This is a genomic window from Achromobacter sp., assembly GCF_032102605.1.
Classification (GTDB): Bacteria; Pseudomonadota; Gammaproteobacteria; order Burkholderiales; family Burkholderiaceae_B; genus Achromobacter.
Window position 1 is genome coordinate 111,622 of sequence record NZ_DAMDGT010000008.1, and the last position, 16,239, is coordinate 127,860.

Consider the following 16,239-nt stretch of genomic DNA (forward strand, 5'->3'; position numbering starts at 1 on the left):
GATAAAAAATGTTCTATCGCGAAAACGGCCAATTCAAGACCAGCTATCGCGCTGACCAGCAGATCTTTCCCATCCGCCAGGATCGGGTGTTCATCTGGCTGCTGATCGCGGTCGCGTTCATCGTCGTGCCGGCCATGGCCAGCGACTATCTGCTGCGCGCCATCCTGATCCCGTTCCTGATCCTGGCGCTGGCCGCCGTGGGCCTGAACATCCTGGTCGGATACTGCGGCCAGATCTCGCTGGGCACGGGCGCCTTCATGGCCGTCGGCGCCTACGCGGCCTGGAACTTCGGCGTGCGCTTTCCGGGCATGCCGCTGGTCGTGCAGATTCTGCTTGGCGGTTGCTTTGCCACGATCGTCGGCGTGATCTTCGGGATTCCCAGCCTGCGCATCCGCGGCCTGTACCTGGCGGTGGCGACGCTGGCCGCGCAGTTCTTCGTGGACTGGGCGTTCCTGCGCATCCAGTTCTTCACCAACTACTCGTCATCGGGCAGCGTGTCCGTGCCGCCGCTTACGGCCTTCGGCCTGCCGGTGCAAAGCGCCATGGAAAAGTACCTGTTCGTGCTGATCCTGGTCGTCATCTTCAGCCTGCTGGCCAAGAACCTGGTGCGCGGCGCGATCGGCCGCCAATGGATGGCGATCCGCGACATGGACGTGGCGGCGTCGGTCATCGGCATCCGGCCCATGTACGCCAAGCTCACGGCCTTCGCGGTCAGTTCGTTCATCGTCGGCGTCGCCGGCGCATTGTGGGGCTACATCCACCTGGGCTCGTGGGAACCGCTGGCGTTCGATCTGGGTCGCTCCTTCCAGCTGCTGTTCATGGTGATCATCGGCGGACTGGGATCGATCATCGGCAGCTTCTTCGGCGCGGCCTTCATCGTGCTGGTGCCCGTGGCGCTGTCCAACATTCCGCACATGCTGGGCCTGCCGCTGTCCGTCGACACCGCGGCCCATATCGAGCACATGGTGTTCGGCGCGCTGATCGTGTTCTTCCTGATCGCCGAACCGCACGGCCTGGCGCGGTTGTGGAGCATCGGCAAGGAAAAGTTGAGGATCTGGCCTTTCCCCCACTGATCGTGTTTCGTTTTGATTTCCGCGGGTCCATCGCGGCACGACCGCGCTGGACCCCCGCCCCGAATACCCGGCTCAAGACCGGGCCAATCCCGGTGTCCCAGGGTTTACTGACCCAAGCACCACGCAGGAGGTAAATGGAGATGAAGCGTCTTAACCTGAAGTTGGCGGCAGCCCTGATGGCCGCAGCCGGCGCCGCGGGCGCCGTGGTTACGCCGGCAATGGCGGCCGAGGAGCAGTTCGTTCCGTTGCTGGTGTATCGCACCGGGTCGTTCGCGCCGCTGGGCATTCCCTGGGCCGACGGCAAGCTGGACTACCTGAAGCTCGTCAACGAGCGCGATGGCGGCGTCAATGGCGTCAAGATCACGTACGAAGAATGCGAAACCGCCTACGCGACCGATCGCGGCGTGGAGTGCTATGAGCGCCTGAAGGGCAAGGGCACGGGCGCGTCGGGCTTCGACACGCAGTCCACCGGCATCACGTTCGCGGTCAGCGACAAGGCGATCGTCGACAAGGTGCCCGTCGAAACGATGGGCTATGGCCTGTCGCAGTCGGTGGACGGCAGCGTGTTCGAGTGGAACTTCCCGCTGCTGGGCACGTACTGGACCGCGGCCGACGTGATGATCCAGGACATCGCCAAGAAAGAAGGCGGCATGGACAAGCTCAAGGGCAAGAAGATCGCCCTGGTCTATCACGACTCGCCGTACGGCAAGGAGCCGATCCCGCTGCTGCAGAAGCGCGCGGCCAAGGAAGGCTTTGAACTGGTGCTGTACCCCGTGACGGCTCCCGGCGTGGAGCAGAAGTCCACGTGGCTGCAGATCCGCCAGGCTCGCCCGAACTACGTGCTGCTGTGGAGCGCGGGCATCATGACCCCGACCGCAATCCGCGAGGCCCAGGCCAGCGGCTACCCGCGCGACAAGATGTACGCCATCTGGTGGGCCGGCTCCGAAGGCGACGTCAAGGACCTTGGCGATGTCGCCAAGGGCTACAACGCCATCACCATCCACAACAGCGGCGCCGACACCGACAAGGTCTATGACGACCTGAAGAAGTACGTCTACGACAAGGGCCAGGGTGCGGACAAGACCGGCAAGACCACGCTGGGCACCATCGCCCACACGCGCGGCATGATGATCTCGATGCTGCAGGTGGAAGCCATCCGCGCCGCGCAGGAGAAGTTCGGCAAGGGCAAGGCGCTGACGCCGGAGCAAGTGCGCTGGGGCTTCGAGAATCTGGACCTGACCCAGGAAAAGCTCGACAAGCTGGGCTTTGGCCAGATCATGCGTCCGGTCAAGACGTCGTGCGCCAATCACAAGGGTGACGATTGGGCTCGCATCGTGCAGTGGGACGGTTCGAAGTTCAAGGTCGTTTCCGACTGGTACCAGGCCGACAAGGCGGTCCTCGACCCCATGGTCAAGGAATCGGCGGCCAAGTACGCCAAGGAAAAGAACATTACGCCCCGCAAGTGTGAGTGATGCCCCTGGAGCACCCGCGGCGTAGACGCCGCGGGTGTGCAACGGAAGTTGATATGAACCGGCGGCCGGCTTCAGGCCAGCCGCCGCCACGCTGCAGGAATGTTTATGAACGACGCCAATATTGCCGCCGCCGACGCTCCCCCGGTGCTGCTCGATGTGAACGGCATCGAGGTGATCTACAACCACGTGATCCTGGTGCTCAAGGGCGTGTCCCTGCAGGTGCCGGAAGGCCGGATCGTGGCTTTGCTGGGCGCCAATGGCGCAGGCAAGACCACCACGCTGCGCGCGATCTCGAATCTGCTGAAGGGCGAGCGCGGCGACGTCACGAAGGGCCACATCCAGTACCGCGGCCAGCGCATCGAACAGCTGACGCCGGCGGAACTGGTCAGGCGCGGCGTCGTGCAGGTGATGGAAGGCCGGCATTGCTTTGCCCACCTGACCATCGAGGAAAACCTGCTGACCGGCGCCTACACCCGCAGCATGAGCCGCGGCGACACCACGGCCGCGCTGGACAAGGTCTACCAATATTTCCCGCGCCTGAAGCAGCGCCGGACCAGCCAGTCCGGATACACCTCGGGCGGCGAGCAGCAAATGACCGCCATCGGCCGCGCGCTGATGGCCAACCCCAACATGATCCTGCTGGACGAGCCGTCCATGGGCCTGGCCCCGCAGATCGTCGAAGAGATCTTCGAGATCGTGCGCGACCTGAACCAGCGCGAGCGCGTGAGCTTCCTCCTGGCCGAACAGAACACCAACATCGCGCTCCGGTACGCCGACTATGGCTACATCCTGGAAAACGGGCGCGTGATGATGGACGGGGCCGCCTCCGACCTGGCGCAAAACGAGGACGTCAAGGAGTTCTACCTGGGCATATCCAGCGGCGAACGCAAGAGTTTCCGAGACAACAAGTTCTATCGCCGCCGCAAGCGCTGGCTGGCCTGATTCCTGAAAGCGTGCAAGCCAGCGCTTGCCGCATGCCGCCCGCAACGGCACCGCAAACCGGCACACGAGAAGGTGCGACCCATGTCCGAGTTTTTCGATGTACTCGAAACCCGCGCGCCCGAGCAGCGAGAGCGCGACCTGATGGCAGCCTTGCCCGACGCGATCGCCCGCGCCATCGCACGGGCGCCGGCCATTGCCGAGCAACTGCGCGGCATCGATCCCGCCACGATCACTTCGCGCGAGGCGCTGGCCCGGCTGCCCGTGCTGCGCAAGCATGAACTGCTGGAACGCCAGCAGCACAGCCGCGACGACGACGCCCGGCCGGCAGGCCCTGCCAAGGCCTTCGGCGGCTTTTCCGCGATCGGCTGGGGCGAGGCCATGCGCGTCTTCGCGTCGCCCGGTCCGATCTACGAACCGGAAAGCGCGCGTTCGGACTACTGGCGGTTTGCACGCGCCTTGTACGCGGCGGGATTTCGTGCCGGCGAACTGGCCTACAACTGCTTTTCGTACCACTTCACGCCAGCCGGCTCCATGATGGAGACCGCCGCCCATGCGGTGGGATGCACGGTGTTTCCCGGCGGCACCGGGCAGACCGAGCAACAGGTGCGCGCCATCCAGGACCTCGCGCCCAGCGGCTATACGGGCACGCCGAGCTTCCTGAAGATCATCCTGGAGAAATCCGATGAGCTGGGCGTGAAGCTGGATTCGCTGCGCCGCGCGCTGGTGTCCGGCGAGGCCTTTCCGCCGTCCCTGCGCGACTGGCTGGCGGCCCGCGGCATCGAGGGCTATCAGGCGTACGGCAGCGCCGATCTGGGCATGATCGCGTTCGAAACGCCGGCCCGCGAAGGACTGGTGCTGGGCGAAGACATCATCGTCGAGATCGTACGCCCCGGCACAGGCGATCCCCTGCCGGAAGGCGAGGTGGGCGAGGTCGTCGTGACCACCCTGAATCCCGATTACCCGCTGGTGCGCTTCGGCACGGGCGACCTGTCGGCGGTATTGCCGGGCATCTCGCCCTGCGGCCGCACCAACACGCGCATCAAAGGCTGGATGGGACGCGCGGACCAGACCACCAAGGTGCGCGGCATGTTCGTGCATCCGTCGCAAGTGGCCGACGTGGCGCGCCGGCATCCGGAGATCCTGAAGGCGCGGCTGGTGATCAGCGGCAGCACGGGCTCGGACCGGATGGTGTTGAAGGTGGAAGCGCAATCGCCGGACGACGCCTTGGCCAAGCGTATCGCCGACTCGGTGCGCGACCTGACCAAGCTGCGCGCGGATGTCGAGTGGGTGGACGCGGGCGGCCTGCCGAACGACGGCAAGGTCATCGACGACATCCGGACCTACGAATAGCGAGTCACGAGCTTTGATCCTACGGCGCCGCCTGGTGGCGCCGTGCTTGGGTCGAGTTCTGGGGCGCTGCGTTCAGGCGCGCCATTCAAGCGCGTCGGTCATGCGCGCCGCATCAGGAACGCTTGCGGCGCTCCAGCACGGAGAAGATCGCCATGCCGGCGATCATGGCGGCCGCGAAGACCGCGGCCTCTGCGACGCCTGCCGCGGCCGCCACCAGCGCCGGCCCCGGGCAGAAGCCGGCCAGCCCCCAACCCACGCCGAACAGCAGGCTGCCGCCGGCAAGGCGCCGGTCCACCTGGGTGGCCTGCGGCCAGTGCAGGGGCTCGCCCGACAGGCTGAGGCGACGACGGCGCAGCCACGCGTAGCCAGCGGTGGTAGCCAGGACCGCGCCGCCCATCACGAACGCCAGCGTCGGGTTCCAAAGCCCGGCAAGATCCAGGAAGCCCAACACGCGCGCGGGATCGGCCAGCCCCGACACGATCAGGCCGATCCCGAAGACCAGGCCGGCGGCAAATGCGTAAAGAACGGCCATGTCAGCCTCCCGCGACGTGACGCAGCAGGTAGACCGTCGCAAAACCTGCCGCCATGAAGAGGGCGGTGGCGGCCAGCGACCGGCGGGATCCGCGGGACAGGCCGCACACGCCGTGGCCGCTGGTGCATCCCGCTGCGTAGCGGGTGCCAAGGCCGACCAGCAGCCCCGCGATGATCAGCCGCGGCATGCTGGCGTCGACCGTGATGGACGGCAACGCGGAAAAAAGCCGGTACAGCCAGGGCGCAGCGAACATGCCCAGCAAAAAGGCAACCCTCCAGCCGCCGCCGCGCTCGGGCGCGAAGAGGCCGCCCAGGATGCCGCTGATGCCCGCGATGCGTCCTGCGCCGAGCATCAGCAACACCGCGCCCGTGCCGATCAGCAAGCCGCCGACCGTGCCGGCAGCCGGGGTGAAAGCTGCCCAGTCCACGTTCACTTGAGTGACTCCATGGCTCTTCCGCAGTACAAACTCGATAGCGTTTTCATCACCTGGCTGACCTCGAAGCTGGCCATCTGGTAATAGACGTATTTGCCGTCGCGCCGTGTGGCGACCAACCCTTCGTCGCGCAGCACGCCAAGTTGTTGCGACAGGGTCGGCTGGCGGATGCCGGTCAACGATTCCAGCTCGCCCACGTTGCGTTCATTCTGGACCAGCTGGCACAGCAGCAGCAAGCGATCTTCGTTGGCCAGGGCCTTGAGCAGCGTGCAGGCCTGCGAGGCGGATTCGCGCAGGACGGCGACTTCGCAGTCAGTCAGCGGAGCGTTCATGGTGGGTGTCGTTCACTAGGGGGATGGCGTCGTCATTATATTTGCGAATAAACTATCTGCAAATATTATTTACTTTCATATATTGACCTGATCCGGCCGCTCGACGGCCGTCACGCGAGCACCCATGAACCCGCACATCCAGGCCTTCTTCGACCCCGTCACCGCCACCATCACCTACGTCGTGCATGAGGACCGGCCCGGCGTGGCCTGCGCCATCATCGATTCGGTGCTGGACTACGATCCCAAATCGGGTCGCAGCAACACCGCCAGCGCCGACCGCGTGGCGGCCTATGTGCGTGAACACGACCTCAAAACCGCCTGGCTGCTGGAAACCCACGCCCATGCCGATCACCTGTCCGCCGCCCCCTATCTGCAGCGGCAGTTGGGCGGCGTGATTGCCATCGGACAAAGCATCTGCGCGGTGCAAGGCGTCTTCAAGAAAATCCTGAACCTGGAACCGGAGTTCCAGCTCGACGGTTCGCAATTCGGCCATCTGTTCGCCGATGGCGAAACCTTCCAGATTGGCGCGCTGACCGCCACCGCCATCCACGTGCCCGGCCACACGCCGGCCGACATGGCCTACCTGATCGGCGATGCGGCATTCGTGGGAGACACCCTGTTCATGCCGGACGTCGGCACCGCGCGCTGCGACTTCCCCGGCGGCGACGCCCATCTTCTGTATCGCTCGATACGGCGCCTGCTCAGCCTGCCGGACGGCACCCGGCTGTTCATGTGCCACGACTACCCGCCCGAAGGCCGCCAGACCGCGTGGCAGACCACCGTTGCCGAACAGCGCCGCGCCAACATCCACGTCCGCGACGGCGTCGACGAAACGCAATTCGTCGACATGCGCACGCGCCGGGACGCCACGCTGTCCATGCCGACGCTGATCCTGCCCGCCATCCAGGTCAACATCCGGGCGGGGCACTTCCCGCCCGCGGAAGACAACGGGGTGCGCTACCTCAAGATTCCCGTCGACGCGCTTTGACGCTGGGGCGCGCCGCACTTGCGCGCCAGGGACATATCCCGCAAGATCGCCCGATCGATGACCCCGATCGCACGCATCCTCATGTTCGCCGAAGCCGAAGCCGACCCCACACTTTCCAAAGACGAATTCAAGGCACTCGAAGAGCGGCTGCGGGTCGCCTTGCTCAAAGCGCAATATGAACGGCTTCGGCAGGCGGACAAGTCGCTGCTGGTGGTCGTGGCAGGCATCGACGGCGCGGGCAAGGGCGCCACCGTCAACCTGCTCAACGAATGGATGGACCCGCGCCACATCCGCACGCTGGCCTATGGCCCGCGGGAAGGCGAAGAGCTGGAACGCCCGCCGCTGTGGCGTTACTGGCGGGACCTGCCGCCCAAGGGAAGCACCGGCATTGTCTTCGGCTCCTGGTACGCGCCGCTGATCATCGAAGCGGCCCGAAAGAAGCCCAACCCTGACGCCATCGAGGCCCACGCCGCCGCCATCATGCGCTTCGAAGCCATGCTGGCCGCGGAAGGCGTGCAGATCATCAAACTGTGGTTCCATCTTTCTGCCCAGGCCCAGCGCGAGCGCGCGCAGCGCCTCCTGGCCAGCCCAGAGACCGCCTGGCAGGTCAGTCCGGTGGATCTCAAGGTCAACAAGAGATTCGACCGCATCCGTTCCGGCGGGCACGTCGTTTTGAACCACACGGACTGCGGCCATGCGCCCTGGGTGGTGATCCCAAGCGCCGACGAAAACATGCGCGACGCGCGCACGGCGCAAGCGGTGCTGGCCGCCCTGCGCCGGCGCGGCATGCCCCGCATCCCGCCGGCATTCGTCGCGCATTCGCGCTCGACGCGCATCGTCGACCACCTGGGCAAGCTGGACTATGAAGCCCGGGTCGACAAGACCGACTACGAGGCCGAACTGGGCCTGCTGCAAGGCCGGCTGGCGCGCGCGGCTCGTTCCGACAAGTTCCGGCGTCATTCGCTGATCCTGCTGTTCGAAGGCCAGGACGCCGCGGGCAAAGGCGGCGCCATCCGTCGCGTCACGCATGCGCTGGATGCCCGGCAGTTCGACATCACGCCCGTGTCGGCGCCTACCACCGAAGAACTGGCCAGACCCTACCTGTGGCGGTTCTGGCGCCGCATTCCACGCCACGGCCGCATCGCCATCTTCGACCGCTCCTGGTACGGCCGTGTGCTGGTCGAACGTGTCGAAAAGCTGATTCCACCCGCCAAGTGGCGCAGAGCCTATGCCGAAATCAACGACTTCGAAGAGCAGCTGGCCGCCAGCGGAGCGCTGGTGCTGAAATTCTGGCTGGCGATCACCCCCGAGGTACAGTTGGAACGATTCCGCGAGCGCGAAAAATCGCCCTTCAAGAATTTCAAGATCACCCCCGACGACTGGCGCAACCGCGAGAAGTGGCGTGAATACACCGCCGCGACCAACGAACTGCTGACCCGCACGGACGTCGCTCACGCCCCGTGGCATCTGGTGTCCGCCAACGACAAGCGGTACGCTCGTTTGCAGGTGCTGCGGCATATCGTCGAAGCCATTGAAGAACACTGCTGAACCCGCCTGGAGGCATCGCGCCATGAGTACCGCTGAAATCCGTCCCATCGTCGCTGCCGACTTCGACGCATGGCTGCCGCTATGGAAGGGCTACCAGAACTTCTACCGCGTCGACATCGACGACGCGGTAACCCGCAACACCTGGGAGCGCTTCCTGGACCCGGCCGAACCCATGCACGCCGCGCTGGCCTACGAAAGCGGCCGCGCCATCGGCATGGTGCACTGGGTATTTCACCGGTCCACCTGGACGGCAGGCGACTACTGCTATCTGCAAGACCTGTACGTCGACCAGGACGCCCGCGGCACCGGCGCCGGCCGCAAGCTGATTGAACATGTGTATGCCGAAGCCGCCGCCGCCAACTGTGCGCGGGTGTACTGGCTGACTCACGAGACCAACGCCACGGCCATGCAACTCTACGACCGCATCGCCGACCGTTCCGGCTTCATCCAATACCGCAAGGTGATGGCTTGAGCGCGCGCGATCCCAATTGCCCGTTGTGCCAGGAAGATGGCGGCGCGCTGCTGTGGCGCGGGCCGCACCTGCGCATCATCGAAGTCGACGACCCGGACTATCCCGGCTTCACCCGCGTGGTCTGGAACGGCCACCTTGCCGAGATGACCAGCCTGTCCACCCACGGGCGCGACCTGCTGATGCGGGCGGTGTACGTGGTCGAAGAGACGCAGCAATCGATCCTGTCCCCGGACAAAATCAATCTGGCTTCTCTGGGCAACATGGTGCCCCACCTGCATTGGCACGTGATCCCGCGCTGGCGGGGCGACCGCCATTTCCCCGATCCGATCTGGGCGGCGCCGCGTGTGACGCCAGGCGCCGAGCCCCAGGCATGGAAGGAAAGACAGGCTGACGTGCGGGAACTCCTGCCCCGCTACCGCGCACGACTGGTCGAGGCCATGAACGCGCTGCTGTGGCATTGAGCCTGAAATAGAGCCAACTTTCGGTAAATTAGACGAAATTGGCCGAAGAAAACGGTTGCATTGATTCGTTCAGCTAATATTCAGGCTTTCGATCACCACCGGCGCCGTCAATGAAGGATATCCACAGCACCCCCAACGCCCCGAGCCCGGCGCGTCCCCCTTCGTTCCTGCAGGCCTTCCTGCAGTCCGAGGCATTGGGCGGCTATGTCCTGATGTTGGCCGCCGCGGCCGCGCTGGTCGTCGCCAACAGCGGAGCAGCCGCCACGTACTTCGACATCCTGGGCACGAAGGTGGGCTTTCAGGTCGGGCCGATCCTGCTCAAGGAAACGGTGCTGCACTGGATCAACGACGGCTTGATGGCCATCTTCTTCCTGCTCGTGGGCCTGGAGATCAAGCGCGAGGTGCTGGACGGCCAGTTGCGCGGCGCGGGCCGCATCGTGCTGCCGGGCGTGGCCGCATTGGGCGGCATGGCCGTGCCCGCGATCATCTATCTGCTGGTTAACCTGGGCAGTCCCGACACGCTGCGGGGCTGGGCCATTCCGGCCGCCACCGACATCGCGTTCGCGCTGGGCATCCTGGCGTTGCTCGGCAGCCGCGTGCCCACTTCGCTGAAGATATTCCTCACCGCGCTGGCCATCCTGGACGATCTCGGGGCCATCGTCATCATCGCGCTGTTCTATACGTCGGACTTGAATGTGTTCGCGCTGGGCATGTCGGCCGCCTTGCTGGTTTGCCTTTTCTGCCTGAACCGCGCCGACGTCACGCGCTTGACGCCTTATCTGCTGCTGGGCGCGGTGCTGTGGTACTTCGTCCTGAAGTCGGGCGTGCACGCGACGCTGGCTGGCGTGGCGCTTGCCCTGACGATTCCGCTGCGCCGGCAGCATCAGGGCGGGCCGCATGCGCATTCGCCGCTGCACGCGCTGGAACATGCGCTGCACAAACCGGTGGCGCTGCTGATCGTGCCGGTATTCGGCTTTGCCAACGCGGGCGTGTCCTTCGCGGGACTGGGCCTGGCGACCCTGGCCCAGCCCGTGCCCCTGGGCGTGGCGCTGGGACTTTTCGTGGGCAAGCAGCTGGGCGTGTTCGGTTTCGCGTGGCTTGCCATCAAGACCGGCGTCGCTACCCTGCCCCGGCACGCCACCTGGATCCAGCTGTACGGTGTGGCGCTGCTGTGCGGCATCGGCTTCACCATGAGTCTCTTCATCGGCGCGCTGGCTTTCACGGATGCGGCCACCGTGGACGCCACCAAGATCGGCGTGCTGACGGGCTCGCTGGCATCCGCCGTCGTGGGGTTCCTGATGCTGCGCTTCACGGGTGCGCCAGATCAAGAATCGGACCACCGCTGACGTTTCCGGCGCGCGGCTTGCAGTAGACTGGCCGCACCGTTTTCGCAGGGAGCCGGCATGAAAGCATCCAGCATCGTCGTGCAGCGCGTCTATGAAGGCACCGGCCCCGAGGGCCACTATCTGGCCCTGGTGGATCGCATGTGGCCCCGCGGCCTGAAGCGCGCTGACCTGGGGTTGGACGAATGGGCCCGCGACATCGCTCCCAGCGCGGAATTATGCAAATGGTTCAGCCACGTCGAAGAACGCTGGGACGCGTTTCGCGCCAAGTACCTGACGGAACTTGCCACGCCCGAGCAACAAGCCCGCATGGCAGCCCTGCTTGAAGCCGCGGGCGACCGGCCACTGACCCTGCTGTACGGCGCGCGCAATACCGAACACAACCAGGCTGTCGTGCTGCGCGACGCTTTGCTGCAGTACGCCCGCCACCACCGCAAACGCGCGGCCTGAGGCCGCGGTTCGTCTTATAGGATCTTCATGTCTTTCAGCTCTGATGCCTGGACGCGCAACGCCGCGCTCTACGCCAAAACGCGCGATATGCCGTTCAACCAGGAACTGGCCAGCGGCCAGCTCGACGAAAGCGCGTTCAAGCACTACATGATCCAGGACGCGCACTATCTGGTGGCGTTCGGGCGCGCGCTGGCCATCGCCGCCGCCAAGGCGGATGACGCCGATGGCGTGGCCCAGTTCGCAGAAGCGGCCAAAGGCGCCGTCGTCGCCGAACGCAGCCTGCACGCGGGTTTCATGAAGCAGTTCGGCGTCGACGCCGCCACGTTCGAAGCCACGCCGCTGACCCCGGCCAGCCATCACTACACCAGCTTCCTCATCGCCACGGCATGGGCCTCGCCCTACCCGGTCGTGCTGGCCGCCCTGCTGCCGTGCTTCTGGATCTATGCCGAAATCGGCCGCGACATCCACGCCCGAGCCGTCCGCCCCAATCCGTATGCGGCATGGATCGACACTTACGCCGGAGACGAATTCCACGAACTGGTGCGGGCCGTGATCGCTTCAGTCGATCGCGTGGCCGAAGGGGCGTCGGCGCAAACGCTGGACGCGATGCACCAGGCGTATACGCGCGCCGCCCAGCTTGAATGGATGTTCTGGGACTCGGCGCACCGGCAGGCGGGCTGGCCTGTCTGACCGCCCCGACAGGACCGGCGCATATGCCAAAATCGCGCCCATGCCTCTCGACAATCGCCTGACACCCAACACCCTCGCCGCACAAGCGGCGCAGCTCCCGGCCGCCTGGCAGGCCGCCTTCACCGCCGATCCCGTGGCCGCCGCGCTCGCTGCGGCCACGACGCATGTGGAACAGCGGCTGGCCCAGGGCGCCGTGGTCTACCCCGCCGCCCCCTTCCGGGCGTTGCACGGCCTGGCGCCGTCGGATGTCCGGGTCGTCATCCTGGGGCAGGATCCCTACCATGGCCCCGGCCAGGCCCAGGGGCTGGCGTTCTCGGTGCCCGACGACTGCAAGCGCCCGCCCAGCCTGCGCAACATCTTCAACGAGATTGCCCGCGAGTACCCGGATGTCCAGTTTACTGTCGGCAATGATCTGGGTGCCTGGGCCCGGCAAGGCGTGCTGCTGCTGAACACCGCCCTTACCGTTGAAGACGGCCTGCCGGCGTCGCACGCCAAGCGCGGCTGGGAAACAGTGACAGATGCCTTGATCACGCTGGTCGCGCGGGATCCCTCGCCCAAGGTGTTCATGCTGTGGGGCGCGTACGCGCAGGCCAAGCGCCTGTTGCTTCCGCCCGACAGCGGCCACCTCGTGCTGATGTCCAATCACCCCTCGCCACTGTCGGCCCGCCGCCCGCCCGTGCCCTTCCTGGGATGCGGCCACTTCCGCGCCACCAACGACTGGCTGCGGAACCAAGGGAAAAACCCTATTGATTGGGGGCTGGACAAAAAAATAATTCCCTTGCAAGGCGAATTCGGGTTATGATCGCCGCACTGCACAAAACGAGTTCGGCATTTACCGCCTTGATTTAGCGGAATTTTTTGCAGAACGCCGGGGATCCAAACGCCCGGCCCCATGCCGAACTATCATCGATTCCTGACCCCTTTCCTTTCGCCCTGCGTTCCACTCAGTACAAGAGAACGCGCCACGCGCATGGTTGATCCGGTCGGCACGATGCTCCATCAACCGTCGCCTGGATCCGGCCGCCTAATCCTCTGGCCCGACCAAGCACTGCGTCGCATTGATTGCGGCAAGGGAAAGTAATGTCTTTCGATACCCTGGGTCTCGCGCCCGCTCTTTTGTCGGCCGTTCAAGAAGCTGGCTTCGCCACCCCCACCCCCGTTCAGGCCGCCGCCATTCCGCAAGCGCTGGCTGGCCATGACCTGATGGTTTCCTCGCAGACCGGCAGCGGCAAGACCGCCGCCTTCATGCTGCCCGCCCTGCACCGCATCGCCCAGATGCCCGCCAACAAGGGCGTCGGCGTGCAAGTGCTGGTGCTGACCCCGACCCGCGAACTGGCCCAGCAGGTTACCGACGCCACCGCCACCTACGGCCGCAAGCTGGCCGACCTGCGCACCGCCACCGTCGTGGGCGGCATGCCCTACGGCGCGCAGCTGAAGGCGCTGTCGCGCCGCGTGGACGTGCTGGTCGCCACCCCCGGCCGCCTGATCGACCACCTGCAATCCGGCCGCGTCAAGCTGAACACCGTGCACACGCTGGTGCTGGACGAAGCCGACCGCATGCTGGACATGGGCTTCATCGAAGACATCGAGACCATCGTCGGCCGCCTGCCCGAAGACCGCCAGACCCTGCTGTTCTCGGCCACCCTGGACGGCACGATCGCAAAGCTGGCTGCGCGCATGATGCGCGACCCGCAGCGCATCGAGATGGCCGGCTCGAAGGAAAAGCACACCAACATCACGCAAAGCCTGCTGTACGCGGACGACGCCAGCCACAAGATGCAGTTGCTGGATCACGTGCTGCGCGACGCCTCGCTGGACCAGGCCATCGTCTTCACGTCGACCAAGCGCGGCGCGGACGACCTGGCCGACCGCCTGGCCGACCAGGGCTTTGCCGCCGCTGCCCTGCACGGCGACATGAACCAGCGCCAACGCACCCGCACGCTGTCGCAGCTTCAGCGCGGCCAGCTGCGCATCCTGGTCGCCACCGACGTGGCCGCCCGCGGCATCGACGTGCAAGGCATCAGCCACGCCGTGAACTTCGACCTGCCCATGCAGGCCGAAGACTACGTGCACCGCATCGGCCGCACCGGCCGTGCCGGCCGCAACGGCCTGGCGTTCACGCTGGCCACGCACTCCGAGCGCCACAAGGTTCGCCGCATCGAGCACTACATCGGCCAGTCGATCACGCCTGAAGTGATCGCCGGCCTGGAGCCCAAGCGCACCCCGCGTCCGTCCACCGGCGGCGGCGGCGGCAAGCCGTTTGGCAAGCCTTTCGGCAAGCGTCCCGGCGGTTTCGGCGGTTCGCGTCATGGCGGCGGCGGCTTTGCGGGCAACCGCGACGGCGCCCCCCGTGAAGGTCGTTCCTTCGGCGGCCCGCGTGGCGAGTTCAAGCCGCGCGAAGGCGGCTATCAAGGCAACCGCCCGTTTGAAGACCGTCCGTTCGGCGACCGCCCCCAGCGTTCGTTCGGCGACCGTCCCAGCTTCGGTGACCGTCCCCAACGCGAAGGCGGCTACCAGGGCAACCGTCCCTACGGCGACCGTCCCCAGCGTGAAGGCGGCTTCCGCGGCGGTGACCGCGATTCGCGTCCCAGCTTTGGCGACCGTCCCAGCTACGGCGACCGCCCGCAGCGCGATGCCCGTCCGTTCAGCGAACGCGCGCCCCGTGAAGGTGGTTTCCGCGGTGGCGATCGTGACTCGCGCCCCAGCTTCGGCGATCGTCCGAGCTACGGCGACCGTCCCCAGCGTGAAGGCGGCTTCCGCGGCGGTGATCGCCCCGAAGGCGGTTTCCGTGCCAAGCCTTCGTTCGACAAGCGTCCCGGCGGCCCCGCCAAGCGCTTCACCAAGTCGTCCGATCGCCGCGGCTGATACACCCGCCTGATCCAAAAAGCCCCGCAGCGTTGAGCCGCGGGGTTTTTTTTTGGGAAAATGCCGTATTGCCCATGTCTCATCTGCCCATGCAACGCCCCGCCCCCGCCAACCTGCCCCCTCTTTCCCCCGCCTCACTCGAGCACAGCGAAGCCGCCGCCGCACACCTGCGCGCGGCAATAGCGTCCAACGGCGGCTGGCTGCCCTTCGACCACTGGATGGCCGAAGCCCTGTACGCGCCCGGCCTGGGCTATTACGCCGCCGGCAACGTAAAGCTGGCCGACGCGGACGATGGCGGCAAGACGCCCGAGGGCGACTTCGTGACCGCGCCGCAGCTGACCCCCCTCTTCGCGCGCACGCTGGCGCGCCAGGCGGCCGAAGTGCTGCGGCAGACGCAGACGCAGGCCGTGCTGGAATTCGGGGCCGGCACCGGCGCCCTGGCCGAAGGCGTCTTGCAAGAGTTGGACGCCCTGGGGTTGCACGACACGCGCTATTTCATCCTGGAGGTGTCGGCAGACTTGCGCGCCCGCCAGGCCGAAAGGCTGGCGCCGTTCGGCGACCGCGTGCAATGGCTGGACTCCCTGCCCAATGCGTTTGCGGGCTGCGTGCTGGCCAACGAGGTGCTGGACGCGATGCCGGTATCGCTCTTTGCCTGGAGCGCCGCCGGTGACGTGTTGGAGCGTGGCGTAGCCCTGGACGCGAATGGCGCGTTCACATGGGAAGACCGCCCGGCGCCCGCCGCACTGGCCGCAGCCGTCGCTGCTCGCATGCCGGCGCTGCCTGGCTATGTTTCCGAAATCAACCTGCAGGGCGAGGCCTGGATCGCCGCCATGGGCAGCTGGCTGGACCGCGGCGCCGCGCTGCTGGTGGACTACGGATTTCCGCGCAGCGAGTACTACCACCCGCAACGCGCCGGCGGCACGCTGATGTGCCACCTGCGCCATCACGCGCATGGCGATCCCTTCACCGCGCCGGGGCTGCAGGACATCACGGCACACGTGGACTTCACCGCCATGGCCGACGCCGCGCTGGAAGCCGGACTGCAGGTGCTGGGCTACACGTCGCAGGCCCGCTTCCTGATGAATGCAGGATTGATGGACCTGCTGGCCCGGCTGGATCCCTCGGATGCGCAGGCGTATGCGCAGGCCGTCGCCCCCGTGCAGAAGCTGTTGTCCGAAGCCGAAATGGGTGAACTGTTCAAGGTGCTGGCGATCGGCCGGGGCATGACCGCGCCGCTGTCGGGATTTTCGCGCGGCGACAGGTTGGGCAAGCTGTAAGGCGCCAGGCC

17 protein-coding genes are annotated in these 16,239 nt (G+C 66.1%); 14 read left to right on the top strand and 3 right to left on the bottom strand.

Going from position 1 to position 16,239, the window contains the following annotated elements:
• Window positions 1-8: 8 nt before the first annotated feature.
• The 4 genes from RT614_RS18665 to RT614_RS18680 all read left to right on the top strand — a co-directional run bounded on the left by RT614_RS18665 (window position 9) and on the right by RT614_RS18680 (window position 4,837).
• Window positions 9-1,073: a branched-chain amino acid ABC transporter permease gene (locus RT614_RS18665; protein WP_313623622.1), complete on the top strand. Its 1,065-nt coding sequence runs from the start codon at window positions 9-11 to the stop codon at window positions 1,071-1,073.
• A gap of 134 nt (window positions 1,074-1,207) precedes the next feature.
• Window positions 1,208-2,545 carry an ABC transporter substrate-binding protein gene (locus tag RT614_RS18670; RefSeq protein ID WP_313623623.1) on the top strand — a complete coding sequence of 446 codons (1,338 nt, stop codon included), beginning with the start codon at window positions 1,208-1,210 and terminating at the stop codon, window positions 2,543-2,545.
• Between the two features lie 105 nt (window positions 2,546-2,650).
• Window positions 2,651-3,487 (top strand): ABC transporter ATP-binding protein, encoded by an 837-nt coding sequence (locus RT614_RS18675; protein WP_313623624.1) that lies wholly within the window; start codon window positions 2,651-2,653, stop codon window positions 3,485-3,487.
• An 81-nt stretch (window positions 3,488-3,568) separates the two neighbouring features.
• Complete coding sequence (locus tag RT614_RS18680; protein WP_313623625.1) at window positions 3,569-4,837, top strand: AMP-binding protein; 1,269 nt, start codon at window positions 3,569-3,571, stop codon at window positions 4,835-4,837.
• A gap of 112 nt (window positions 4,838-4,949) precedes the next feature.
• Here RT614_RS18680 and RT614_RS18685 read toward each other — a convergent pair whose 3' ends face one another.
• Genes RT614_RS18685 through RT614_RS18695 form a run of 3 tightly spaced genes read right to left on the bottom strand, consistent with a single transcriptional unit; the run spans window position 4,950 to window position 6,134 of the window.
• On the bottom strand, window positions 4,950-5,369 hold the full coding sequence (locus tag RT614_RS18685) for a YeeE/YedE family protein (protein ID WP_313623626.1): 420 nt from the start codon (window positions 5,367-5,369) through the stop codon (window positions 4,950-4,952).
• 1 nt (window position 5,370) lies between these two features.
• Window positions 5,371-5,802 (bottom strand): YeeE/YedE family protein, encoded by a 432-nt coding sequence (locus RT614_RS18690; RefSeq protein ID WP_313623627.1) that lies wholly within the window; start codon window positions 5,800-5,802, stop codon window positions 5,371-5,373.
• Window positions 5,799-6,134 (bottom strand): metalloregulator ArsR/SmtB family transcription factor, encoded by a 336-nt coding sequence (locus RT614_RS18695; protein ID WP_313623628.1) that lies wholly within the window; start codon window positions 6,132-6,134, stop codon window positions 5,799-5,801. The genes RT614_RS18690 and RT614_RS18695 overlap by 4 nt, the downstream gene beginning before the upstream one ends.
• Before the next feature lie 124 nt (window positions 6,135-6,258).
• On the opposite strand from RT614_RS18695, the gene RT614_RS18700 reads away from it, so the two are divergent.
• From RT614_RS18700 to RT614_RS18745, 10 genes are all read left to right on the top strand, one after another.
• Entirely contained in the window at window positions 6,259-7,122 is an 864-nt protein-coding gene (locus tag RT614_RS18700; protein ID WP_313623629.1) for an MBL fold metallo-hydrolase, read from the top strand.
• 81 nt (window positions 7,123-7,203) lie between these two features.
• Window positions 7,204-8,670 (top strand): polyphosphate:AMP phosphotransferase, encoded by a 1,467-nt coding sequence (gene pap / locus RT614_RS18705; RefSeq protein ID WP_313623785.1) that lies wholly within the window; start codon window positions 7,204-7,206, stop codon window positions 8,668-8,670.
• Between the two features lie 22 nt (window positions 8,671-8,692).
• A complete protein-coding gene (locus RT614_RS18710) occupies window positions 8,693-9,142 on the top strand; it encodes a GNAT family N-acetyltransferase (RefSeq protein ID WP_313623630.1) in 450 nt (149 codons plus the stop codon).
• A complete protein-coding gene (locus tag RT614_RS18715; RefSeq protein WP_313623631.1) occupies window positions 9,139-9,603 on the top strand; it encodes an HIT family protein in 465 nt (154 codons plus the stop codon). The genes RT614_RS18710 and RT614_RS18715 overlap by 4 nt, the downstream gene beginning before the upstream one ends.
• A 110-nt stretch (window positions 9,604-9,713) precedes the next feature.
• A complete protein-coding gene (gene nhaA / locus RT614_RS18720) occupies window positions 9,714-10,949 on the top strand; it encodes a Na+/H+ antiporter NhaA (protein WP_313623632.1) in 1,236 nt (411 codons plus the stop codon).
• A 57-nt stretch (window positions 10,950-11,006) separates the two neighbouring features.
• The gene (locus tag RT614_RS18725; RefSeq protein WP_313623633.1) at window positions 11,007-11,396 is read left to right on the top strand and encodes a DUF488 domain-containing protein; all 390 of its coding nucleotides are present in this window, start codon (window positions 11,007-11,009) and stop codon (window positions 11,394-11,396) included.
• Between the two features lie 27 nt (window positions 11,397-11,423).
• Window positions 11,424-12,086 (top strand): thiaminase II, encoded by a 663-nt coding sequence (gene tenA / locus RT614_RS18730; protein WP_313623634.1) that lies wholly within the window; start codon window positions 11,424-11,426, stop codon window positions 12,084-12,086.
• A 40-nt stretch (window positions 12,087-12,126) separates the two neighbouring features.
• Window positions 12,127-12,888, top strand: a complete 762-nt coding sequence (locus tag RT614_RS18735) for a uracil-DNA glycosylase (RefSeq protein ID WP_313623635.1) — start codon at window positions 12,127-12,129, stop codon at window positions 12,886-12,888.
• 278 nt (window positions 12,889-13,166) lie between these two features.
• Window positions 13,167-14,951 carry a DEAD/DEAH box helicase gene (locus RT614_RS18740; protein ID WP_313623636.1) on the top strand — a complete coding sequence of 595 codons (1,785 nt, stop codon included), beginning with the start codon at window positions 13,167-13,169 and terminating at the stop codon, window positions 14,949-14,951.
• Between the two features lie 89 nt (window positions 14,952-15,040).
• Window positions 15,041-16,228: an SAM-dependent methyltransferase gene (locus RT614_RS18745; RefSeq protein ID WP_313623786.1), complete on the top strand. Its 1,188-nt coding sequence runs from the start codon at window positions 15,041-15,043 to the stop codon at window positions 16,226-16,228.
• Window positions 16,229-16,239 lie beyond the last annotated feature (11 nt).